The organism is Terriglobales bacterium, from assembly GCA_035573675.1.
In the GTDB taxonomy this organism is placed as follows: Bacteria; Acidobacteriota; Terriglobia; order Terriglobales; family Acidobacteriaceae; genus DATMAB01.
Window position 1 is genome coordinate 53,082 of sequence record DATMAB010000025.1, and the last position, 22,554, is coordinate 75,635.

The following is a 22,554-nucleotide window of genomic DNA, read 5'->3' on the forward strand; positions in this document are numbered from 1 at the left end:
AGGAGCGCCCGTTGGCCACCGAATTCCGGATTCCTGAGCTGGGTGAGAACGTTACCTCCGGCGACCTGGTCAAAATCCTGGTCGCCGAAGGGGACACCATCGCGAAGGACCAGCCTGTTCTCGAGCTCGAAACCGACAAGGCCATCGTCGAAGTCCCCTCTTCCGTCGCCGGGACCATCTCCAAGATTCACGTCAAGGCCGGCCAGAAGGTGAAAGTTGGAGACCTCGTCCTCACGGTGGAAGACGGCGCCGCCGCCAAACTGGAAAAGAAGGAAGAGAAAAAGAAGGAAGCCAAGCCAACCGCCGAGAAGGCTGCCGAGAAAAAGACCGCCAAAGAGGAGAAAAAAGTTGCGGCGCCAGCTCCCGCGGCTGCGCCGCCTCCGGCCGTGGCCGCTCCCATCCCGCCTCCTCCCGCAGTGGAAGCGCCGCCGCCGGCTCCTGCTGAGCCTCGTGTGCAGGTCGCTGCCTCCCCCGCTGTCCGCCGCTTCGCCCGCGAGTTGGGCATCGACATCAATGAAGTCCGCGGCAGCGGCCCCGGCGGCCGCATCACCGAAGGCGACGTCAAGGCCTTCGTTAAGCAAATCACCACCGGCGCGCGCGTCGCGCCGGCCGCCGCGGCGCTCCCTGGGATTCCCGTCGAGCCGCTCCCAGACTTTTCCAAGTGGGGCGTCATCGACCGGCAGCCCATGCGGGCCATCCGCCGCGCCACGGCGCGCCACTTGAGCTACGCCTGGGCCACCATCCCGCACGTCACCCAGCATGACAAGGCTGACATCACCTCGCTCGAGCAGCTTCGCGAAAAGTTCGGCAAACGCGCCGAGGAAGCCGGCGGCAAGCTCACCGTCACCGCCATCGCGGTCAAGATCATCGCCTCCGCGCTCAAGCATTACCCCCAGTTCGCCGCCTCCATTGACATGGCGCGCGAGGAGGTCATCTACAAGAAGTACTGTCACATCGGCATCGCCGTGGATACCGAGCGCGGCCTGCTGGTGCCGGTCATCCGGGACGCCGACCAGAAGAACCTCATCCAGATCTCGGCCGAACTCTCGCAGCTGGCCGAGAAAGCGCGCACCGGCAAGCTCACGCCGGCGGAGATGGAAGGCGGCGTCTTCAGCATCACCAACCTGGGCGGCATCGGTGGCACTTCGTTCTCGCCCATCGTCAACGCGCCTGAAGTCGCCATCCTCGGCCTCTCCCGCGGACGCCAGGAGCCCGTCTTCCTGAACGGCATGTTCCAGCCGCGACTCATGCTGCCCCTCTCGCTTTCCTACGACCACCGCCTCATCGACGGCGCCGACGCCGCCCGCTTCCTGCGCTGGGTCGCCGACGCCTTCGAGCAGCCCTTCCTGCTCCCGCTCGAAGGATGAGGTCAGCCGCATGAAGCCAACTAGAACCGATCCATGCCGTCATCCTGAGCGAGGGAGGGCTCCCGCGCGCTTTCTCCGGCGCGGGAAACCCGAGGGAAGGACCTGGGACTTCTGTTCCGCGCCATTCAAGCTGCGGGAGCGTTCGCTTGCCTGACTCGACCCACCTCGCCGTCATCGGCGCCGGGCCCGGCGGATACGCCGCCGCCTTCCTGGCCGCCGACCTCGGCCTCGAGGTCACGCTCATCGACGCCGAACCCAACCCCGGCGGCGTGTGCCTCTACCGCGGATGCATCCCGTCGAAAGCCCTCCTGCACGTCGCCAAGGTCATCGACGAGGCCGCGAACGCCTCGGCGTGGGGCGTCACCTATCCCGAACCCAAGCTCGATTTGGCCAAGCTCCGCGGCTGGAAGGACGGCGTTGTTTCCAAGCTCACCGGCAACCTTGGCATCCTCGCCCGTACCCGCAAGGTGAAATACGTCCAGGGCCGCGCCGCCTTCGCCGACTCCAGCACGCTCACCATCACCCAAGAAGGAAGCAAGGGCACTCAGACACTCAAGTTCCAGAACGCCATCATCGCCACCGGCTCGCGACCGGCTTCCGTTCCCGGACTTTCCATCGACAGCACGCGCGTGCTCGACTCGACGTCTGCACTTGACCTCAAGGTGATTCCCAAGACCCTGCTGGTCATCGGCGGCGGCTACATCGGCCTTGAACTCGGTACCGTCTACGCCGCGCTGGGCTCCAAGGTCACGGTGGTCGAGATGCTCGACGGCCTTCTGCCCGGCGCCGACCGCGACCTGGTGAAGCCGCTGCATCAGCGCCTGGAAAAGCTGTTCGCTGCCATCAAGCTCAAGACCAAGGTCGCCTCCATGCAGGAAGGGAAAGACGGCCTGCGCGTGAAGTTCGAGGGTGGGGACGCCTCCGAGCAGACCTTCGAGCAGGTTCTGGTTTCGGTCGGCCGCAAGCCCAACCCGGTTCCGGGCATCGAGAACACTAAGGTCAACGTGGACGCGCGCGGCTTCATTCAGGTGGACGCGCAGCGCCGCACCACCGACCCCGCCATTTTCGCCATCGGCGACGTGGCCGGCGAGCCCATGCTGGCGCACAAGGCTTCGCATGAAGGACGCGTCGCCGTCGAGGCCATCGCGGGCCACAAGGTCGCCTTCGAGCCCAACGCCATCCCTGCCGTCGTCTTCACTGACCCCGAGATCGCCTGGTGCGGCCTGACCGAGACTCAGGCCGAGAAGGAAGGGAAAAAGGTCGAGGTCGTTCGCTTCCCCTGGGCGGCCTCCGGACGCGCCATGACGCTCGATCGCTCCGACGGCGTCACCAAGCTCGTTCTCGATCCCGCGACACAGCGCATTCTGGGCGTCGGCATCGCAGGCCCCGGCGCCGGCGAGCTCATCGCCGAGGGCGTGCTGGCCGTCGAGATGGCCGCCCTCGCCACCGACCTCAAGCTCTGCATCCACCCCCACCCTACGCTCTCGGAAACGTTGATGGAGGCCGCCGAAGTCTTCTTCGGCCAGGCCACCCACCTGTACCGTCCGAAAAAGAAAGCCTGAACGCGCCGTCCCGCATTTAGCCGCATGCTTATGAGCGGCGCTGTTCCACGTGGAACATGCCCCTTTTCCCATTCAGGAACCCGGCGGTGCTAGAATCGGGCTACGAGGTGGTCGTGGCGCGCGCCCCGTTCGGCCTGGAAATCGCGGACAACTGCCTGAACTGCTCCCTGCGTTCGGACACCTTTTTCTGCAGCCTGCCCAAGGATGCGCTGCAGAATTTCCAGTCCATCGCTTCGCCTGCCGCCTTTCCGTCGGATGCGGTGCTGTTCGTCGAGGGACAGCAGCCGCGCGGCATCTACGTCATCTGCTCGGGCAAGGTGAAGCTCTCGATGGGCTCGGCGGAAGGCAAGGTGCTCATCCTGCGCATCGCCGAGCCCGGCGAGGTGCTGGGCATCAGCGCCACGGTATCCGGCCGCCCCTACGACCTGACCGCCGAGACGCTGGAGCCGACACAGGCCAACTTCGTGCGCCGCGACGATTTCCTGCGCTTCCTGCAGAAACACTCTACCGCCTGCTTCCGCGCCGCGCAGCAGCTCAGCGACAAGTACGACGTGGCCTGCCGCGAGATCCGCTCGCTCGGCCTGTCGCACTCCGCCGCCGAGAAGCTGGCCCTGTTCCTTTTGCAGTTGGCGGCGCGCGACGTGGCACGCGGCGGCAAAGGCGTGCGCATCCGCGTCACCCTCACCCACGAAGAGATCGCCCAGATGATCGGCACTTCGCGCGAGACCGTGACCCGCCTGCTGACGGAGCTGCGCAAGAAGCAGCTCATCGGCTGGAAGGGATCCATCCTCGAGATCCGCAACAAGCACGCGCTCCAGGCCCTGGTGGGATCCTAGAAGCCGCCTTTGCTTACCCCTCGACGCTGATCCTGGCTTGGTGTGCGAACGCCAGGCGCGCCCACAGTGGTGCCCGTCACTCTACGCGCGCCATACCGGCCAAAGATGCCGCGAATCCGTTACTGCGGCTCAGCTCGCAATCACTCTCAGCAGTGACCGGGGTCACAGTTTCCATCCTGGTCCGCGCGGCAAGATGCGCCGCAATGGGGGCGCGTTCGAAACCGGATTCCGATCAGCCATGTGGCACCTGTGACCTTTGTCCCGAACAGGACTTCCACGACGCCTTTCATGGCGACTGGAAGAAGTTCGAAAGCCGCTTCGGCGAGCGGTCCTACGATAAAGGCGAGTGTCTGTTCCGCGAGGGGCGGAACGCACGCGGCGTCTACGTGCTGCGAGCCGGTGAGGCGGAACTCGTGGTGAACCCGCCGGGCGGCAAGCGCATCGTGGTGTGCAAGGCGCGGCCGGGAACGCTGCTGGGATTGAGCGCCGCCATCAGGGGGACGCCGGCGGAACTCAGCGCTGAGGTCACCCGTCCCAGCCGCGTCCTCTACATTCCCCGCCCGCAGTTCCTGCGCTTCCTGAAGCAGCATACCGCGGCCTGGCTGCCCATCCTGCAGCGGCTGAGCCGCGACGTGGAAGAAGCGCACCAGCGCGTGCATGCCATTCGCGAGAGCCAGCCGCGCCGCCGCCGGCCGCCGGCGCGTTGACCGGTGGTTACGCCTCGCCCCGCACTGTCAGCACCGGGCAGTGCGCTTCGCAGGCCATGGTGTAGGCGGTGCTGGCCGGGAGATGCGCGGAGAACGCCGCCACCGGCTTCACACCCATCACAATCAGGTCGGCCGCGCAGTCGCTGGCCACGCGCAGGATCCATTGCCGCGCATCGCCCATGCGCACCAGAAATTCAGGCTCGCACCACAGTTCGGCCTCGGGCGGGACCAGCGCGTGCAACCGCCGGACCGCTTCGGTGCGGACGTCCAGCTTCTCGCGCAGGGTGGCGCCGTGCCGCTCCTCGGCCACGTGCAGCAAAGTGATGCCGGCCTGGTTCTCCTGCGCCAGCGAGACCGCATAAGGCGCCGCATGCGCCGAAGCCTCGCCGAAGTCGGTGGGATACAGGATGTGGCGGAACACAATCTCTTCCGGCGGCCGACGCGAGGCATGCGGCCCCACGGTCAGCACCGGGCAGGGCGCCATGCGGAAGATTTCTTCCGCCGCCGAGCCCAGGACCACCTTGCTCACGCCCTTCTTGCCGCGCGTGCCGGTGACCACCAGGTCAATCTCATGGCGCCGGACCATGTCGCCGAGCGCGTCCCAGATCTCTCCACGCCCCATCAGCCCCTGGTGGGGAATGCCTTCCAGCGAAGCCGAGGCCAGCAGCTCTTCCATTTGTTTCTCGGCAAACCTTTCCTGCTTCTGTCCGGTGGAGGTGCGCGCCGGCGGCGGGGGAGAGATTTCCGGCAGCAGCACATGGGCTACGAACAGCTTGGACTCGTAGCGGCGTGCGATGGCCGCGGCATAGGCCAGCGCCGTCTGGGCGGGCGGAGTGAAATCCGTCGCCACCAGAATGTTGGCCAGCGAGACCCGCGTCTTTGCATCCAGAACTTTCATTTCACACCTCCACGAGACGGAGTCAGGAACGCGCCACGTCAGGCAGCAGCACGTCGTCCACCGGACGGCGCGGTTCCGGCCGCACCTCGCGGCCGTAGCCCAGGCGCATCAACACCTGCGGATAGCCGTATCCGCCGGTCAACTCGCACAGCTTGCTGCGCAGGTCGGGCAGCTCCACGGGCTGGTTGAGGAACGAGGCCCACACTTCATGGGCACGCGCCATCAGCAGCACGCGAGCGAGAGCCTGGCCGGCCGCCAGCCAGTCGTAGGGCCAGTCGCCGTCGGTGCCCAGCACCGCCAGGGCCGGCGAGCCCGCCGCGATCCTGCGGTCGGAAGCGGCGACCTGCCCGCCCAGGTCGAAGGTACGGATGAAGAACGGACCGCCACGCGACATCAGGTCGCCGTGGCCGAACCCATAACCGCGCATGCCGTCACAACTGGAGCTGGCGTTGGGATGCATCCATGACGCCAACTCGCGGCGGAAGCGCCGGTCGGCCCACTCGATGCGGTCGCCCTCGGCCACCAGGTCCGCGACCTGGTTCTTTTCTTCCTCGCTCTGGAAGATGTGCAGCCAGGCGCCCTCGGCGCGCGCCTCCACCCGCAGCTGGAAGAGCACACCCGGGTCCACGGGACGCGCCTCGAAGGGCATGCGGTTGGTCCTGCGCCGCGGGATGGCGTGGAACATTTTTTCCTCCTCGCCGGTTGGCGGATGCAGGCGGCCCAGACGCACGCGCGCCAGCAGATCGGGATCGGTGTTGTCGGGAAACAAAGCGACCTCACACGCATGACCGAAATGGCGGATGGCGATGCGCAGGTGCAGCAGCGCCGCGCCGCAGCTCATGATGAGCTGGCGATCGTCGGGGTCCACCACCGGCAGGCCGCGGCTGCGGTCGGCGTAGAGCTCTACGGCGTCGTCGCGGATGCGGAACAGCCAGGGCTGGGTGTTATGGCTGGAGGGCGCCAGCACCGCGTAGCGCAGCAGAAAACGCAGCTTGTCGGCGGCCCGGCCCTCCACCGGGTAATCGCGCTCGGAAACCTCCCAGGCTTCCAAAGGCTCGGGCGGCAGAATGGCTTGGACGGCGGCGGACATAAGGCACCTCCTCGCACACGGCGTCCTGGTTTGAGCCTAGAACTGTGCCGCGCAGGCGGCAGTGACTGCCATCACAAGCAGGGGTGAGACAGGACACCGTGAGCGAGCCGGTCCTGCGGCGACGATATCGGCGCCAGCCGTTACCATGGAGCAGCCATTCCTGTTCCGGAGGCGTGCGTGAGCATCCAGGACGATCCGCCAACCTCGCTCGGTTTCTGGCCCTCGTGGGCGCATCACATCGGCGACCTGGTGTTCGGCGCCAACGACGGCATCGTGACCACCTTCGCCGTGGTCAGCGGCGTGACCGGCGCTGCACTGAATCCCGCCATCGCCATCGTGCTGGGTTTTGCCAACCTGCTGGCCGATGGCTTCTCCATGGCGGCCGGGGCTTATCTGGGACAGCGCTCCGAGCAGGACTACCGCATTAGCGTCGAAGGCCACATCCACGAAGGACGCATCCATGCCGTCGGGCATGGCGCCGCCATCTTTTTTGCCTTTTTGGGCGCGGGCAGCGTGCCCCTGCTGCCGTTGTTGTTCACGCGCGAGCACAGCTTCGCCATCTCCTGCGCGGCCACGGCGGTGACGCTGTTCATCGTCGGCAGCCTGCGCACAGTGATCACGCGCGGGCGCTGGCTGCACAACGGCCTGGAGATGCTGCTGGTCGGATCGACGGCTGCGGCTGTTTCCTACGCCGTCGGGCACCTGTTGGGAGGCATGGCAAGAGGATGAAGAGCCGCGTCCATCGTGGACGGTATACTCGCGGTAGGTCGCCGTACGAAGAGGCAGCCCGATGAAACCTGTGGCCGCACTCACTTCGGATCCCGCCTACGACGTGCTGCGCGCCGAGCGCCAGCCGCTGGACGCCATCTTTGCGCCCCGTTCGGTGGCCGTGATCGGCGCTACCGAGCGAGCGGGGAGCGTGGGCCGCAGCATTCTCTGGAACCTGCTCAGCAGCCCGTTCGGCGGCACGGTGTTTCCTGTGAATCCCGCGCGCGCCAGCGTGCTGGGCATCAAGGCGTACCCGGCCATCGGCGCGGTGCCGGAGAAAGTGGACCTGGCGGTGGTGGTGACGCCGGCCGTCACCGTGCCCGGCGTCATCGGCGAGTGCGTGGCCGCCGGCGTGCGCGGCGCCATCATCATCTCCGCCGGTTTCAAGGAAATCGGCGAGAAGGGCGTGGAACTGGAACGGCAGGTGCTCGAGCAGGCGCGTCGCGGACGCCTGCGCATCATCGGCCCCAACTGCCTCGGCCTGATGAGTCCCTACTCCGGCCTCAACGCCACCTTCGCGCACAGCATGGCGCGTCCCGGCAAAGTGGCCTTCATCAGCCAGAGCGGGGCGCTCTGCACCGCCATCCTCGACTGGAGCCTGAAGGAGATGGTGGGCTTCAGCGCCTTTGTTTCCGTGGGCTCGATGCTCGATGTGGGCTGGGGCGACCTCATCTACTACCTCGGGGACGACGTGCGCACCGAAAGCATCGTCCTTTATATGGAATCGATCGGCGATGCGCGGGCTTTTCTCTCCGCCGCGCGCGAGGTTGCGCTCTCCAAGCCCATCATCGTCATCAAGGCGGGACGCACCGAGCAGGCCGCGCGCGCCGCAGCGTCCCACACCGGCGCCCTCACCGGCAGCGACGAAGTGCTGGACGCCGCCTTCCGCCGCTCCGGCGTCTTGCGCGTGCGCAGCATCGCGGACCTCTTCTACATGGCGGAGGTGCTTTCCAAGCAGCCGCGTCCCCGCGGACCGCGCCTGGCCATCGTGTCGAACGCAGGCGGCCCCGCCGTGCTGGCGACTGACGCGCTCATCGACGGCGGCGGAGAGCTGGCGCCGCTGGCGCCGGAAACCGTGAAGGCCCTGAACGAATTCCTTCCGCCGCACTGGAGCCGCAACAACCCTATCGACATCCTGGGTGACGCCGACGCGCCGCGTTACGCACGCGCGCTGGAGGTTGTCTCTCGCGATCCCAACACCGACGGCATGCTGGTGGTGATGGCCCCGCAGGCCATGACCGATCCCACTGGGGTGGCCGAACTGCTGCGCCCGCTCGCCTCTTCCACCGGCAAGCCGGTGCTGGCGAGCTGGATGGGCGGCGTTGAGGTCTCGGGCGGCGAAGCCATCTTGAATCGTTCCGGCATTCCCACCTTTCCGTATCCGGATACGGCGGCGCGCGCCTTCAACTACATGTGGCGCTACAGCTACAACCTGCGCGGACTGTACGAGACACCCGTGCTGCGCGCCGAATCGGGCTCGGCGCCCGACCGCGCGCGCGCGACGGAGATCATCGCGGCCGCGCGCCGCGCCGGACGCACGCTGCTCACGGAGTTTGAGTCCAAGCAGGTCCTGGCCGCCTACGGCATTCCGACAGTGGAGACGCGCGTGGCGCGTTCGCTGCAGGAAGCCCGGGAACAGGCCGAGGCGCTCGGGTATCCGGTGGTCGTCAAGCTGCATTCGGAAACCATCACACACAAGACCGACGTAGGCGGCGTGCGGCTGAACCTGGACAACGGTGAAGCGGTCGAGCGTGCCTGGCGCGAGATCGAGTCTGCGGTGCGCCAGAAGACTGGCGACGGACACTTCCTGGGCGTCACCGTGCAGCCCATGGTGCGCATCGACGGATACGAGCTCATCCTGGGCTCAAGCCTAGATCCGCAGTTCGGTCCGGTCTTGCTGTTCGGCGCCGGAGGCCAACTGGTGGAAGTGTTCCGCGACCGCGCCCTCGCCCTGCCTCCGCTCAACACCACGCTGGCCCTGCGCATGATGGAACAGACCAGGATCTTCACCGCGCTCCAGGGTGTGCGCGGGCGCGCCGCCGTGGACATCGATGCCCTCGAACAACTGCTGGTGCGCTTCGGGCAACTGGTGGTGGAGCAGCCCGCCGTCTGCGAGATCGACATCAACCCGCTGCTGGCCTCCCCCGAGCGCCTGCTGGCTCTGGATGCGCGCGTCGTGCTGCATCCCCGCGAGGTGAGCGACGAGCGGCTGCCGCGTCCGGCCATCCGTCCGTACCCCTCGCAGTACGTGGCGCCGTGGAGGATGAGCGACGGCACCGAGGTCGTCATCCGCCCCATCCGTCCCGAGGACGAGCCGCTCATGGTCTGGTTCCATCAGACGCTCTCCGAACGCAGCGTCTACCTGCGCTACTTCCAGCAGTTGCAACTGTCGCAGCGTGTGTCACACGAGCGGCTGACGCGCATCTGCTTTGTGGACTACGACCGCGAGATGGCGCTGGTGGCGGAGAAACGGGATGGTCACAACGGCCAGCCGGAGATCATCGCCGTCGGCCGCCTGAGCAAGTTGCATCTCGCCGAGGAAGGCGAGGTCGCCTTCCTGGTCAGCGACGTCTACCAGCAGCACGGCCTGGGCAGCGAATTGCTGCGACGGCTCATCCAGGTGGGGCGCGACGAAAAGCTGCGCCGCATCCGCGCCTATATGCTGCCCGAGAACCGCGCCATGCAGCACGTTTGCGAGAAGCTCGGCTTTCGCATGCAGCCCGATCCCGAGGAACCCCTGGTCGTGGGCGAACTCGACCTCTGACCCCGGCTTGCGTGCGGCGCATCACCGCCGCCGGTGACGTTAGTCACAGCGCTCCCGGCCGGCCCGCAGTAACCTTCATTGGACGGCGGGAGGCGCTTGTGATTTCGCATTGCGCCAATCCGGGTTGTTCGGCTCCCTTCCGCTACCTGCGGGAAGGGAAGCTGTTTCAGCTCTACACCGATCCCGAGCCTGGAACCGGAGAACGCACCGAGACCTCCCGCCGCATCGAATACTACTGGTTGTGCGGCCGCTGTGCCGCCAGCACCACCCTGCTGTTCGAAAGGAAGGATGGCACCGTGACGGTGCGCACGAAGCACCCCGGGGAGAGTGGAGGATCCATGCCCGCGAATGAAGCCCAGACCGTGAAAGCCAGAGAGATTCCGCTGAACAAGGACGACCGCGACCTGCTCGAGCTGCTCAAGTTCGAGCTGGCCTTCCTGGAAGGCGGCGGGTACGGCCGCTCCGTACGCACCCCGCAGGTGCCCACGCGTCCGTTCCAGGATTCCATCACCTGCATCAACTACGGCGACCCGCTGCGCTCGCGCCCCTGCGAAGAGTGCCTGCTCATGCAGTTCGTGCCGGAGTCGCGGAAGCACGAGGACGTTCCCTGCCATCACATCCCCCTGACTGAAAAAGGGGAAACGGTGGAGACGCTGGAAGCGCGCGGCAACCAGGCCGTGCTGGAAGAGGCCATGATGCAGTGGCTGCGCACCACCATCCGTCGCCTGGAGCAGGATCGCGCTCTGGCCCAGGCCGCCAAGGGCGTCTGAGGAAAAGATGGAGAAGCGCATCCTGATCGTCGATAACGACGAGACCGTGCTTTGTGCGCTCGAGCGCCTGCTGGGCACCATCGGCTACGAGACCGAAACCGCATGGAGCGGAGCCCAGGCTCTCGAACTTCTGCGCACGCAACCCTTCGATCTGGTCTTGCTCGACGACCAGCTCTCGGACGCGGATGCGGTCGAGATGCTGCAGCAACTCGCGGCGCTCTACCCGTTCCCTCCGGTCGTGGTGACCCAGAACATCCCGTACTCGCAACGCAAAGCGCAGCGCTTCCTGGGCCTGGGCGCTTCGGCGGTGGTGGCCAAGTGCGATCTCGAGGAGATCGAAGAGGTTGTAAAAGCCCTGGTCCCGCTTTCAGCAGCGGTTCCTGAGGTCGCGCAAACAGACCCAGAAACACCGCCCGCGGCCATGCCCGGTCCGAGCTGGTAGGCTGCCCACTGCGCCCTTCCCGTCCTTGCGCGTGTCATTCCCGCACAGACTACGCACTTGAAACGGTCACTCTCGTATTGCTGTGATGTCCTCCGATTTTGCTTGCAACCGGCCCTCATCTGCAGTAAGAAGTCCCTGTTTCCGGGGACCCCACCACAAGCGCCAACTTCTCCTGGCCGCTTCGACCGCCGCCTTCGGGGAGAGGGACAAATCGGACCGGCGCAGGTGTGACCGCCATCACAGACCGGCGCTGGCCGCTCTTGCGATAAGAGTGGCCAGTGGTTTCGAAAGCTATGCCGGCACCAAGGAAGGGGGACACCGCATGCGCCCTTCGCAAGCTGTAAGAATCGCACTCCTCAGCAGCCTTGCTCTCGCCTTCGTCGGCTGGTCCACCGCTCTCGCCCCGTCGCCCGCGATCATTCCGACTGCCGCAGCCCAGACGGCTGCCGCAGGCGGGACGCAGGATTCGGCTGCGTCCGGCCAGCAGGCCGCGGCCCAGCCGGAAGGGGATTACGTTGGCACCGAGACCTGCATCACCTGCCACGAGGACCAGCAGAACCGCTTCAAGCACACCATCATGGGCAAGATCATGGCCCGGCCCAGGACCGCGCTGGAAAAACAGGGCTGCGAATCCTGTCACGGCCCGGGCAAGGCTCACGTCGAAGCCGGCGGGGGCAAGGACACCATCCCTATCCGCTTCGGTGCTGACTCCAAGAACTCCATCGAGGAGCAGAACTCCGTCTGCCTGGCCTGCCACGAGCGGGGCAATCGCCTCTTCTGGAAGGGCAGTCCGCATGAGTCCCGCGCCATGGCCTGCGTGGATTGTCACCAGGTGAAGCAGCAGATTCAGCGGTCGCTGTCGGAGGAGGCCCGCTATATCGCTCCCCTCACCGAGTTCACCGGTCTGAAGAAGACGCAGCCGGAACTCTGCCTGGACTGCCACCAGATGCGCCGCGCACAGTTGCAGCGCTCTTCGCACATGCCCTATCGCGAAGGCAAGGTGACCTGCACCAGTTGCCACAATCCGCACGGCAGCCCGCACCCCAAGCAGTTGTTGCAAGCCACCACCAACGAGAACTGCCTGAGCTGCCACACCGAGCGGCGCGGGCCTTTCCTCTGGGAGCATCCCCCGGTGATGGAAAATTGCGCCAACTGCCATGAGGCGCATGGCAGCAGCAACGCGCAGTTGCTGAAGGTGCGCATGCCGCGCATCTGCGACTCCTGCCACGTCGCCAGCCGGCACCCCAGCACGCCGCAACCTCTCAACTCCGTCAGGAACTTCAACCGGGGCTGCACGAACTGCCACTCCACAATTCACGGTTCGAACCACCCCTCGGGGAATTTTTTCCTGCGCTAGGAAGGAGACAGAGCGATGACGAAAACCAAGAATCCCTCCCTGCGGTGGCTGCTGCTTTTGCTCCTGCTCGTTCCAGCCCTGGCCGTCAGCCAGGAGGAGCCCGCCCAGCGCGGCAGCATCGAGTTCGGTGTCCGGCATGTGTGGGGAGACGTGTACGGCCGTCCCGATCTTCCCTTTACGCCCCGCATCGATACCTCGAAGTTCAACGAGTATCGCGACATCCGCAGTGGCGTCTTCATCCGCAGCTTTTACGGCAACTTTGACGACATCCTGGGTTCGAAGTTCTACGTGAACCTGCAATCCCAAAAGTCCTTCTACGACGATCAGAGCTACCTGGCCACCTTCGGCCAATACGGCAAGTTCCGCGTGCAGTTCCGCTACGACGAAACCCCGCACATCTACACCAATACCTCGCGCATGCTCTACACGAGGTCGGCGCCCGGTGTGTTCACCATTCCCCTGGCGCTGAGGACGCAGTTGCAGGCCACCACCGCCGCCAATATCCCCGCCACGTCTCTGGCCCAGGTGGATGGCATGACATTCGTCACTCCCTCCATCAAGCGCAAGATGGGTTCCGGACTGTTCAGCTATAACGTCAATCCTGATTGGAATATTTCCTTTCTCTTTTCGCGCGAGAACCAGGTTGGGACTCGCCCCATCGCCTTCCTGTTCAACACCTCCCCGAGCGCCAGCGCAACCAGCGGCTTCGGTGTCGAGCTTCCTGAGCCCATCGACTACTTCACCAACGTGATTAAAGTGGGGACCGAGTACGGCAGGAACGACTGGGGCCTCCAGGTTTTCTACCTGCGTTCCTGGTTCGAAAACAACATCACCAGCGTCACCTTCGACAATCCTTACCGATCCACGGAGGCCGCCTCCTCTCCAGTGGTGGGAGTCGCGGACCTTTACCCGGATAACAGCGCGGATTATTTGACCTTTGCCGGCGCCTTCGACCTGGGCCGGTATTTCCGCGTCATGGCCAGCATTACGCCCGGCTGGCTGCGCCAGAACGATCCCTTCCTGCCCTACACCAGCAATTCCATTCGGCTGGCTGCGACCGGGCCCTTGCCGGCCCCCAGCCTGGATGCGCACAAGCAGACCTTGGCCATGAACTACACGCTGGTGGCGACGCCGGCGAAGAAATTCCAGATCAAGGCAGGGTATCGTCACTACGACTACAACAACGACACTCCGGTGCTCGACTTCACTCCCGTGCAGGGTGACGTGGGCGCGCCCGGCTCGGCAAACAACCGGAGCCGTGCCACCAGCTTCTTCAAGAAGACCTTCGAGGTGACCGGCAACTGGTTCTTCGCCAAGCGCAGTTCCTTCAAGGTCGGCTACGAGGGGGAGTGGTTCGACCGCACGCATCGCGACGTGGAGAGTTCCACCGAGAATTCCTTCATCACCGCCTTCGACTGGAGCCCGCGGAAGGACTTCCTCTTCCGGGCGGCGTACCGGCACTCCAACCGCGAGCCGGACCACTACGAGGACGAACTTTCCGACGGAGTCCCGTGCGAGGCCACCGCTTTGGCCGCCGCTCGGGCGGCGTTCGAGTTCCCGGACATCCAGCCCTGCGGCCGCCGCTACGATGAGGCCGCACGGCTGCGCGAGCGCGGCGAAGTGTTTGTCGAGTACAGTCCCCTGGACAAACTGACGCTCAGCGGCTCCTTCACCACCATCCAGGACGACTACAACCGGCAGGGCGGCACCAACAGCGCGACCCCGCTGAATTTTCTCACCGGCTCCGATGCCACCCTGTATCCCTACTTTCTCTACGGGATGCTCAAAGACCTCTCGTACAACTACACCTTTGATGGCAACTATGCGGTTTCACCCGAGGTCTCATTCTTCCTCGAGTATTCCCACGAGAAGTATCACCGGACGATGACCTCGCGCTACCGCACGCCGGAAAGCACCAGCCCGTCCACGAACCCCAACGGATGCGGTGTGAGCAGCAACGGACTCGCATTCCAGGGTCCCTGCGACAGCGCGAACAACGACTGGTGGAGCGCCGCCCGCGATTTCGTGGACGTGTGGTCTGTGGGTACGGACCTTTTCCTCGGCAAGAAGCTCTATCTGACCACCTACTACTCGCTGGCCGCATCCAAGGGCTTTGTCTTTACGCGGGCGCTGGGCACTCAGCCGGCGAACTTCCTCACGCAGCCCACTCGCACCGATGGGACCGACCTGGGCGTCTCTCCGGAGGACCGGTTCGTGATGACCACGACCAGCGCGGCCACCGACTATCCCGAGCTGGTGAACCGGTCCCACGAAGTCGGATTCGTCCTGAAGTTCAAGCTGCGGAAGAACATCATGCCGAAGTTCGAGTACCGCTACCAGCAGTGGGACTACAAGGACTACCAGACGTCGCCCATGACGCCCTACCTCGGGTGCGTAGCTACGACTGGTGTGCCGGCGACAGGCGGTGGCGGTGCTGCGGGCGGTACGCCGTCCATCTCGGCCACGAACGCGCCCGGGTGTCCGGTGCTGGGTCCGACGACCGCCTCGTCCATCCCCAGTCCCTTCTATCCCTACTTCGTGGTGGGCGATTCGGCGGCGGCGAGGTTCTATTTCCTGGGCGTGGATCAGCCGTCGTTCCGCGCCCATACGGTTTCGGCCAGCATTCAGTACACGTTCTAAGTGATTGCAACGGCAGGCCTGCATGTGTGACGCACCTCACAGCGGGCCTGCGCTGTTTCTGGGACCATAACTCCAGGTTGCAAGGAGGCTGTATGCGGAAGATGGCAATCATGCTGGCACTGGCGGTCGCGGTGATGTTGATGGCTCCCGCAGCCCTCGCGGACGATGCTGCGGCGCTCTACAAGACCAAATGTGCAAGCTGTCACGGCGCCGACGGCAAGGCCAGCGCCATCGGCAAGAAGATGGGCGCCAAAGACCTGCAGGACCCCGAGCTCAAGAAGGCCACCGAGGCCCAGTGGATTGAGATCACGGCCAAGGGCAAGGCCAAGATGCCGGCGTACGAAAAGAAGATGACGGCCGACCAGATCAAGGAACTGGTTGCCTACATGAAAGAGCTGTCGAAGAAGTAGGGTTGCAGTACCATTAGCCAGTACCCAGCCCCCGTCTCTCGTACTCACGCGGGACGGGGTTCATTTGCGGAGGATTCCTGATGAGCCGGGCCATGATGGTTGTTCTGCTGACGGGTTCTGTGTGGTTGCTCACCGCCGGGGCCATGGCGAGCGACGCTCCCGTCGTCTACAAGTCGAAATGCGTGAGCTGCCACGCCGCGGACGGCACGGGCTCGCCCGTCGGCAAGAAAATGGGCGCGCGCGATTTCCACGATCCTGAAGTCGTCAAGCTGACCGACCAGCAGCTCAACGACGCGATCACCAAGGGCCAGAAGAAGATGCCTGCGTACAGCGGCAAGCTGACCGCCGACCAGATCAAGGACCTGGTCGCCTTCATTCGCGACTTGCAGAAAAAGAAGTAGCCAGCCTCTTCGGGAGGCCCGGAACCGCGGCTGAACCATGAACGCTCCGGGGGTGGACATCTCGCAGCCGCCGCTGCCGCTCCGGCGGCGGCTCGTCGAGCTGCTGCTCGGCGGCGGCCTGCTGGCTTCGGCCGCCTCGTTCCTGTATCCCATCCTGCGTTACATCGTGCCGCCCCCGTCGGCGGATCTCGGTGGCGACACCGTGGTTGCCGGCAAGGTCGGCGACCTGAAACCCAATTCCGGCAGGATCTTCCGCTTTGGCAGCAAGCCCGGCCTGCTGGTCTTCACCGCCGACCGCGAATATCGCGCGCTTTCCGCCACCTGCACCCACCTGGATTGCACCGTGCAGTACCGCGACGATCTGCATCAGGTCTGGTGCGCCTGCCACAACGGCATCTACGACCTGAACGGCCGCAACGTCTCCGGCCCGCCGCCGCGCCCGCTCGAGTCCTACGAGGTGCACGTGCAGGGCGACGAGATTGTCGTCACCCGGCGCCAGAAGGCCTGAGATGCGCCTCGCCACCCACGTCCGTGACTGGCTGGATGAGCGCTTCGGATGGGACGAACTCACCCACTTCCTGCGCAAGAAGACCGTTCCCGTCCACCGCTACTCCTACTGGTACTTCCTGGGCGGCATGACGTTGTTCCTCTTCCTGGTGCAGGTCCTGACCGGCATTCTGCTGCTGCTTTACTATCGGCCCACCGCCAACGAAGCCTTTGAGAGCGTGCAGTACGTCATGACCCGCGTGCCGTTCGGTTGGCTCATTCGCTCCGTCCATTCCTGGGCCGCCAACCTGATGATCCTGTTCGCCTTCGCTCACATGTTCAGCGTGCTGTTCCTGCGCGCCTACCGCAAGCCGCGCGAACTCACCTGGGTCAGCGGCATGGTCCTGCTGTTGCTGGCCATGGGTTTCGGCTTCAGCGGATATCTGCTGCCCTGGAACACGCTGGCGTTCTTCGCCACCAAGGTGGGCACGGATATCGTCCGCCAGGTGCCCGTCGTGGGGCACTGGCTCATGATCTTCCTGCGCGGCGGCGAGGAAGTCACCGGCGCAACGCTCAGCCGCTTCTTCGGACTGCATGTGGCCGTGCTGCCCGGCATCACCACCATGCTGCTGTTGGTCCACCTGCTGCTGGTGCAGCGCTTCGGCATCAGCGTTCCGCCCGGGGAGGAAGCCGCCTGGCGCGCCCGGCCGCCTGAGAAGCGCGAAATGCCGTTCTTCCCCAACTTCCTGCTCCGCGAACTGATGGCCTGGTATGTGGCCCTCGGGGTTCTGGGCGCGTTGGCCGCGCTGGCTCCCTGGGAACTGGGCACCAAGGCCGATGCCTTCGCGCCCGCCCCCGCCGGCATCAAGCCCGAGTGGTACTTCCTGTGGATGTTCCAGACCCTCAAGCTCATTCCCGCCAAGCTCGGTCCGCTGGATGGCGAGATGGTGGGCGTGCTGGCCTTCGGCGTGGCCGGCTTGCTCTGGTTGCTGCTGCCGTTTTTCGACCGCGGCGATGGCCGCAACGCGCGCTGGATCGCCGGCGCCGGAGTCTTCGCTCTGGTCTACATGGCCTCCATGAGCGTCTACGGATATCTCGCCCCATGACCCGCCGCGTGCTCCAAACCGCCATCCTCACGCTCCTGCTGGCGGCACTCGGCTCGCCTGGTTTGGCGCCCCCGGCCGCCGCCCAGCAGCCCAACACATGTCTTGACTGTCATTCAGAGTTCCCGGAGCCTCTCGGCGTCACGCGCGAGAAGTTCGCAGCCGACGTCCACGCGCAGAAAGGGCTGACCTGCGCCAGTTGCCACGGCGGCGACCCCACCAAGGCCACGCCGGAAGAATCCATGAGCCGCGCCGCCGGCTTTCGCGGGCACGTAGACCGCAGGCAGGTGCCGGACCTGTGCGCGCGCTGCCACTCCGACGCCGCCTACATGCGCCAGTACAACCCGTCCCTGCGAACCGACCAGCTCAGCCAGTACCACACCAGCGTGCACGGCAAGCGGCTGGCCCAGGGCGACGCCAGGGTCGCGGTCTGCACCGATTGCCACAGCGTGCATGATATTCGTCCCGGCTCGGACGCGCGCGCCACCATCCATCCGCTCAACATCGCGGAAACCTGTTCCCGCTGCCACTCCGACGCCGCCTACATGAAGCCCTATAAGATTCCCACCGACCAGTACGCCGGCTACAAGGAGAGCGTGCATCACCGGGCGCTGGCGGTGCGCGGCGACCTGAGCGCGCCCACCTGCACCACCTGCCACGGCAACCATGGTGCTGCGCCGCCGGGCGTGGCTTCGGTGGAGTTCGTGTGTTCGAACTGCCACGTCTTCCAGGCCCAGCTTTTCGACACCAGTCCGCACAAATCCGCTTTTGAGGCGGCGGGGCTCCCGGCCTGCGTCACCTGCCACAGCAATCACCGGGTCGTGGCTCCGGGGGATGCCATGCTGGGAACGGGGCCGCAGTCGGCCTGCACCGGGTGCCACGTGGAGGGCGATGGCGGATACACCGCCGCTCTTAGCTTCCAGCGCCGCATCGCTGAGCTCCAGACCGCCGTCGAGCGCTCCGGCGAGATCCTGAATCGCGCCGAGCAGTACGGCATGGAAGTGAGCGAAGCCAAGCTGGAGCAGGCCCAGGCGCGTGATGCTCTCACCAAGGCCCGCGTCACCATCCACAGCTTCCAAATCGACCAGGTAGAGAAAGACGTGCAGGCCGGACTCAAGATCACCGAGAAAACCTACCAGGCCGGAGTCCTCGCCCTCCAGGAGCGCGACTTTCGCCGCAAAGGCCTGGGGATTTCTCTGCTCGCCATCCTCGTGGTGCTGGTCGGCTTGCGCCTCTACATTCGCCAGATCGAGTCCGGAGAAGGGAAGGGCTCGGCGTGATGTTCCTCCGCCGGGCAGCCTGCGGCCTCCTGCTGCCGGCTCTCGTCGTGCTTCTCTCTGCCTTGCCCGCTCCCGCCCAGAAGTCCAAGGCTCCGGACTGCCTGCAATGCCACCAGGACGCCGGCATGGAGAAGCATGTAGATCCCAGGGTCTTCCAGGAATCCGTCCACGGCGTCCTTTCGTGCACCGATTGCCACACGGACGTCACCGCGTTTCCGCACGAGCCCGCGCCCGCCAAGGTCGATTGCGGCACCTGCCATGCGGACGCCAGGCAGGCTTTTGAGGCCGGCATCCACGCCCGTGCGGCGAAGACCGGCAACGGCAAGACGCCGACCTGCGTCGCCTGCCACGGCGATCCGCACGCCATCAAGCCGTCGAGCGATCCGGCCTCGCCCACGGCGCACGCCAACGTCCCGCAAACCTGCGGCAAGTGCCACAGCGACCGCTTTGTGGTGGAGAGCGGCGGCATCAGCACGCGTCCGTTCTTCTCCTACCAGGAAAGCGTGCACGGCCGCGCGGTTGCCGCCGGCCAGGAAAAGGCTGCGGTGTGCACCGACTGCCACCGCGCCCACGACATCCTCACCGCCGCCGACCCCAAGTCCCCCATCTTCAAGTTCAACGTCCCGCAGACCTGCGGGCAATGCCACAAGGACGTCTCCCACCAGTTCATGGCCAGCATTCATGGCCAGGCCATTCAGCGCGGCAATTCGCAGGCGCCGGTGTGCACCGACTGCCACGGAATCCACCTTATCAAGGCGCACATCGACCCCACTTCCTCGGTCGCATCGCAGGCTCTGGCGCGAACGACCTGCGCCAAGTGTCACGAGGGAATGCGGCTCTCGGAGGAGTTCGGTGTTCCGGGCCGGCGGATCACCACCTACCTCGACAGCTACCACGGCCTCGCCTCGCGCCTGGGGTCCGGCGTGGTCGCCAATTGCGCCAGTTGTCACGGCGTGCACAACATTCTGCCTTCTTCCGACCCGCGCTCCACCATCTCGAAAGAGAACCTGGTCCACACCTGCGGGCAGTGCCACCCCGGCGCAAGCCAGAACTTCGCTGCCGGCAAAGTGCATCTGGACGTTCCCGTCTCGCGCGACATGGGCAGCCTGGGAACGCTCTGGGTGCGCCGCTTCTACATCGTGCTCATCGCCTTCACCCTCGGCGGCATGGTGCTGCACAACGCCATTCTGTGGAGATGCCAGGCCCTAGCCCACCGCGCCCGCCGTCCGCGTCCGATTGTGCGCATGGACCTGAACCAGCGCATCCAGCACTGGCTGCTGCTCTCCAGCTTTTTTGTCCTGGCCGCCACCGGCTTCGCGCTGAAGTACCCGGATTCCTGGCTGGCCTGGCTGCTGGGCTCGGATGAGACCATTCGCCGCCTCGGCCATCGCGTCGCCGCCGTGGTCATGCTCCTGCTCGGTGTCTACCACGTCGGCTACATGTCCCTGACCCGCCAGGGACGCCAGGGCTTGCGCGACTTCCTGCCTCGCCGCAAGGACGTCTACGACCTGATCGCCAACCTGCGCTACCACCTCGGCCGTTCACCCGAGAAGCCCCGCTTCGCCCGCTTCGGCTACGCGGAGAAGGCCGAGTACCTTGCCGTCGTCTGGGGCACCGTCCTCATGGGCCTCACCGGCCTGATGATGTGGTTCGAAGTCGAGGTGGTCCGCCTGGTACCGCGCTGGTCCATCGACATCGCTACCGCCGTCCATTTCTATGAGGCCATCCTCGCCGTCTCGGCCATTTTCGTCTGGCACTTCTACCAGGTGATCTTCGATCCCAGCGTCTATCCCCTCAATTGGGCGTTCTGGGACGGCCGTGTCTCCGAGGAGCACTACCGCGAGCATCACGCGCTGGCCTATGAGGCAATGACTGCGCACAGTCAATCCGAGCCCGAACCGCCTGCGGCAACCGAGCCGGACGCGGATAAGAAACCCGCGCCCTCCTCGGATCGAGAACCGGCGCCGGACGGCAAGCCGCCGCCCAAAACGTCCTGAGTATTTCCGAAGGGTCTACGCGACCAGGACTGCGAGGAGAGACGCGCCGTTTCCTGCTGCACCCACCGCCCTGACGGTGAATAATGAGGACTTATTGAAACCACCTATGCCGGAAGGAACTGAACTAACCTCTGTCGAACCCGCCGCCCTGCCCAGCCCCCCGGGCCTGTTCCGCAACCTGGTGAGTTGGATCGGCGCGGGCCTGGCTCTCATCGCCGTCATCAATATTCTCTTCGTCCTGCTGCTCGAACTGTTTGGCGTGAAGACCAATCCGTACATAGGCATCCTCGCCTACATGGTGCTTCCCGCCTTCCTCGCCCTGGGCCTGTTGCTGATTCCTTTCGGCATGCTGCTGGAGCGCCGGCGCCGTCGCCGCCACGCCCTTGAGGCCATCCCGCCCTATCCGCGCATCGATCTCAACCTCACCCATCATCGCAACGCCTTCGCGTTCTTTTTGATCTCGATGCTGGTGTTCCTGTCGTTGAGCGCGGTGGGCAGCTACCGGGCCTACGAATACACCGAGACCACCGAGTTCTGCGGCCAGCTCTGCCATTCCGTGATGCACCCCGAGTTCATCGCCTACCAGGCCTCGCCGCACGCCCGCGTCCGCTGCGTGGACTGCCACGTCGGTCCCGGCGCCACCTTCTACGTCAAATCCAAGCTGTCCGGCGCCTACCAGATCTATGCCGTCGCCTTCCACAAGTACCCCAAGCCCATCCCCACGCCGGTCGCCAATCTGCGTCCCGCGCAGGAAACGTGCGAGCAGTGCCACTGGCCGGAGCGTTTCTACGGCGCCCAGCTCAAGGTCATCACCCACTACGGCTCGGACGAGAACAACACCCCGCGCCAGATCCGCATGCTCATCAAGACCGGCGGCGGCAGCCCGACTACCGGCCTCACCACCGGCATCCACTGGCACATGAACATCGCCAACGAGGTCACCTACGTTGCCACCGACCCGCAGCGTCAGCAGATCCCCTGGGTGCGCATCAAGGACCGGCAGGGACGCGTCACCGAGTACCTGCTCGAAGGCTCCGACCTCAAGCCCGAGCAGATTCAGAACATGCCCAAGCGCCGTATGGACTGCATGGACTGCCACAACCGGCCGTCGCACATCTACTACCCGCCGGAGCGCTCCGTCGACGACTACCTGTTCGCCGGCAAGATTGACCGCACCCTGCCCTTCATCCGCCAGCAGGCCGTCGAAGTGCTCAGCCAGAAGTACGACACCAACGAAGGCGCGCGCGAAGCTATTGCCACTACTCTCGACCGCTTCTATCTCACCAGGTACCCGGACCTCTACAAGACGCGCCGCCCCGCCGTGCAGCAGGCCATCGCCGGCGTGCAGCAGATCTACGCCTCCACCATTTTCCCGGAGATGAAGGTGGACTGGCGCGTCCACCCCGATAACATCGGCCACTTCTACTATCCCGGTTGCTTCCGCTGCCACGACGGACAGCACAAGAGCGTCGAAGGCAAGGTCATCCGCAAGGACTGCGACATCTGCCACGTCATCCTGGGACAGGAGGAAGGCGGCGCTCCGCTCACGACCGTCGCCGGCACCGAGTTCCAGCACCCCGTGGACCTGGGCGACATCTCCGCCGTCAACTGCACGGACTGCCACACCGGCGGCGCCGGCCCCTAATGGTTTCAATCTGCAATCATCGATGGAACGC

19 protein-coding genes are annotated in these 22,554 nt (G+C 65.3%); 17 read left to right on the forward strand and 2 right to left on the reverse strand.

Going from position 1 to position 22,554, the window contains the following annotated elements:
- The first annotated feature begins 11 nt into the window (after positions 1-11).
- From VNK82_11265 to VNK82_11280, 4 genes are all read left to right on the forward strand, one after another.
- Positions 12-1,367: a 2-oxo acid dehydrogenase subunit E2 gene (locus VNK82_11265; GenBank protein ID HXE91532.1), complete on the forward strand. Its 1,356-nt coding sequence runs from the start codon at positions 12-14 to the stop codon at positions 1,365-1,367.
- Between the two features lie 146 nt (positions 1,368-1,513).
- On the forward strand, positions 1,514-2,929 hold the full coding sequence (gene lpdA, locus VNK82_11270) for a dihydrolipoyl dehydrogenase (GenBank protein HXE91533.1): 1,416 nt from the start codon (positions 1,514-1,516) through the stop codon (positions 2,927-2,929).
- Between the two features lie 86 nt (positions 2,930-3,015).
- Positions 3,016-3,765 carry a Crp/Fnr family transcriptional regulator gene (locus VNK82_11275; protein HXE91534.1) on the forward strand — a complete coding sequence of 250 codons (750 nt, stop codon included), beginning with the start codon at positions 3,016-3,018 and terminating at the stop codon, positions 3,763-3,765.
- Between the two features lie 203 nt (positions 3,766-3,968).
- Complete coding sequence (locus VNK82_11280) at positions 3,969-4,472, forward strand: cyclic nucleotide-binding domain-containing protein (GenBank protein HXE91535.1); 504 nt, start codon at positions 3,969-3,971, stop codon at positions 4,470-4,472.
- 7 nt (positions 4,473-4,479) lie between these two features.
- Here VNK82_11280 and VNK82_11285 read toward each other — a convergent pair whose 3' ends face one another.
- Together VNK82_11285 and VNK82_11290 are read right to left on the reverse strand one after the other, a co-directional pair.
- The gene (locus VNK82_11285; protein ID HXE91536.1) at positions 4,480-5,370 is read right to left on the reverse strand and encodes a universal stress protein; all 891 of its coding nucleotides are present in this window, start codon (positions 5,368-5,370) and stop codon (positions 4,480-4,482) included.
- Between the two features lie 22 nt (positions 5,371-5,392).
- A complete protein-coding gene (locus VNK82_11290) occupies positions 5,393-6,460 on the reverse strand; it encodes a hypothetical protein (protein HXE91537.1) in 1,068 nt (355 codons plus the stop codon).
- 177 nt (positions 6,461-6,637) lie between these two features.
- Here VNK82_11290 and VNK82_11295 point away from each other — a divergent pair, with 177 nt between their 5' ends.
- From VNK82_11295 to VNK82_11355, 13 genes are all read left to right on the forward strand, one after another.
- Positions 6,638-7,189 (forward strand): VIT1/CCC1 transporter family protein, encoded by a 552-nt coding sequence (locus VNK82_11295; GenBank protein HXE91538.1) that lies wholly within the window; start codon positions 6,638-6,640, stop codon positions 7,187-7,189.
- A gap of 61 nt (positions 7,190-7,250) precedes the next feature.
- Positions 7,251-9,992, forward strand: a complete 2,742-nt coding sequence (locus VNK82_11300) for a bifunctional acetate--CoA ligase family protein/GNAT family N-acetyltransferase (protein HXE91539.1) — start codon at positions 7,251-7,253, stop codon at positions 9,990-9,992.
- 98 nt (positions 9,993-10,090) lie between these two features.
- The gene (locus tag VNK82_11305) at positions 10,091-10,762 is read left to right on the forward strand and encodes a hypothetical protein (protein HXE91540.1); all 672 of its coding nucleotides are present in this window, start codon (positions 10,091-10,093) and stop codon (positions 10,760-10,762) included.
- Between the two features lie 7 nt (positions 10,763-10,769).
- A complete protein-coding gene (locus VNK82_11310) occupies positions 10,770-11,204 on the forward strand; it encodes a response regulator (protein HXE91541.1) in 435 nt (144 codons plus the stop codon).
- Positions 11,205-11,526: 322 nt separating this feature from the next.
- Entirely contained in the window at positions 11,527-12,561 is a 1,035-nt protein-coding gene (locus VNK82_11315) for a DmsE family decaheme c-type cytochrome (protein ID HXE91542.1), read from the forward strand.
- Positions 12,562-12,576: 15 nt separating this feature from the next.
- Positions 12,577-15,201, forward strand: coding sequence for an MtrB/PioB family outer membrane beta-barrel protein (locus VNK82_11320; GenBank protein ID HXE91543.1), 2,625 nt, complete (start codon positions 12,577-12,579; stop codon positions 15,199-15,201).
- A gap of 92 nt (positions 15,202-15,293) precedes the next feature.
- Positions 15,294-15,611, forward strand: coding sequence for a cytochrome c (locus tag VNK82_11325; protein ID HXE91544.1), 318 nt, complete (start codon positions 15,294-15,296; stop codon positions 15,609-15,611).
- A gap of 92 nt (positions 15,612-15,703) precedes the next feature.
- Complete coding sequence (locus tag VNK82_11330) at positions 15,704-16,012, forward strand: cytochrome c (protein HXE91545.1); 309 nt, start codon at positions 15,704-15,706, stop codon at positions 16,010-16,012.
- 37 nt (positions 16,013-16,049) lie between these two features.
- Positions 16,050-16,520, forward strand: coding sequence for a Rieske (2Fe-2S) protein (locus VNK82_11335; protein HXE91546.1), 471 nt, complete (start codon positions 16,050-16,052; stop codon positions 16,518-16,520).
- Position 16,521: 1 nt separating this feature from the next.
- Positions 16,522-17,604: a cytochrome bc complex cytochrome b subunit gene (locus VNK82_11340; protein HXE91547.1), complete on the forward strand. Its 1,083-nt coding sequence runs from the start codon at positions 16,522-16,524 to the stop codon at positions 17,602-17,604.
- Entirely contained in the window at positions 17,601-18,881 is a 1,281-nt protein-coding gene (locus VNK82_11345) for a cytochrome c3 family protein (GenBank protein HXE91548.1), read from the forward strand. The genes VNK82_11340 and VNK82_11345 overlap by 4 nt, the downstream gene beginning before the upstream one ends.
- Positions 18,881-20,878: a cytochrome c3 family protein gene (locus VNK82_11350; GenBank protein ID HXE91549.1), complete on the forward strand. Its 1,998-nt coding sequence runs from the start codon at positions 18,881-18,883 to the stop codon at positions 20,876-20,878. Before VNK82_11345 ends, VNK82_11350 begins: the two co-directional genes overlap by 1 nt.
- A gap of 106 nt (positions 20,879-20,984) precedes the next feature.
- Positions 20,985-22,523 (forward strand): NapC/NirT family cytochrome c, encoded by a 1,539-nt coding sequence (locus tag VNK82_11355; protein HXE91550.1) that lies wholly within the window; start codon positions 20,985-20,987, stop codon positions 22,521-22,523.
- Positions 22,524-22,554 lie beyond the last annotated feature (31 nt).

Bases quoted from the DNA above. Each gene is read 5' to 3' on its own strand.
- VNK82_11280 (HXE91535.1), top strand. From the start codon at position 3,969: ATGGGGGCGCGTTCGAAACCGGATTCCGATCAGCCATGTGGCACCTGT.
- VNK82_11285 (HXE91536.1), bottom strand. From the start codon at position 5,370: ATGAAAGTTCTGGATGCAAAGACGCGGGTCTCGCTGGCCAACATTCTG.
- VNK82_11290 (HXE91537.1), bottom strand. From the start codon at position 6,460: ATGTCCGCCGCCGTCCAAGCCATTCTGCCGCCCGAGCCTTTGGAAGCC.
- VNK82_11300 (HXE91539.1), top strand. From the start codon at position 7,251: ATGAAACCTGTGGCCGCACTCACTTCGGATCCCGCCTACGACGTGCTG.
- VNK82_11310 (HXE91541.1), top strand. From the start codon at position 10,770: ATGGAGAAGCGCATCCTGATCGTCGATAACGACGAGACCGTGCTTTGT.
- VNK82_11315 (HXE91542.1), top strand. From the start codon at position 11,527: ATGCGCCCTTCGCAAGCTGTAAGAATCGCACTCCTCAGCAGCCTTGCT.
- VNK82_11320 (HXE91543.1), top strand. From the start codon at position 12,577: ATGACGAAAACCAAGAATCCCTCCCTGCGGTGGCTGCTGCTTTTGCTC.
- VNK82_11325 (HXE91544.1), top strand. From the start codon at position 15,294: ATGCGGAAGATGGCAATCATGCTGGCACTGGCGGTCGCGGTGATGTTG.
- VNK82_11330 (HXE91545.1), top strand. From the start codon at position 15,704: ATGATGGTTGTTCTGCTGACGGGTTCTGTGTGGTTGCTCACCGCCGGG.
- VNK82_11335 (HXE91546.1), top strand. From the start codon at position 16,050: ATGAACGCTCCGGGGGTGGACATCTCGCAGCCGCCGCTGCCGCTCCGG.
- VNK82_11340 (HXE91547.1), top strand. From the start codon at position 16,522: ATGCGCCTCGCCACCCACGTCCGTGACTGGCTGGATGAGCGCTTCGGA.
- VNK82_11345 (HXE91548.1), top strand. From the start codon at position 17,601: ATGACCCGCCGCGTGCTCCAAACCGCCATCCTCACGCTCCTGCTGGCG.
- VNK82_11350 (HXE91549.1), top strand. From the start codon at position 18,881: ATGTTCCTCCGCCGGGCAGCCTGCGGCCTCCTGCTGCCGGCTCTCGTC.
- VNK82_11355 (HXE91550.1), top strand. From the start codon at position 20,985: ATGCCGGAAGGAACTGAACTAACCTCTGTCGAACCCGCCGCCCTGCCC.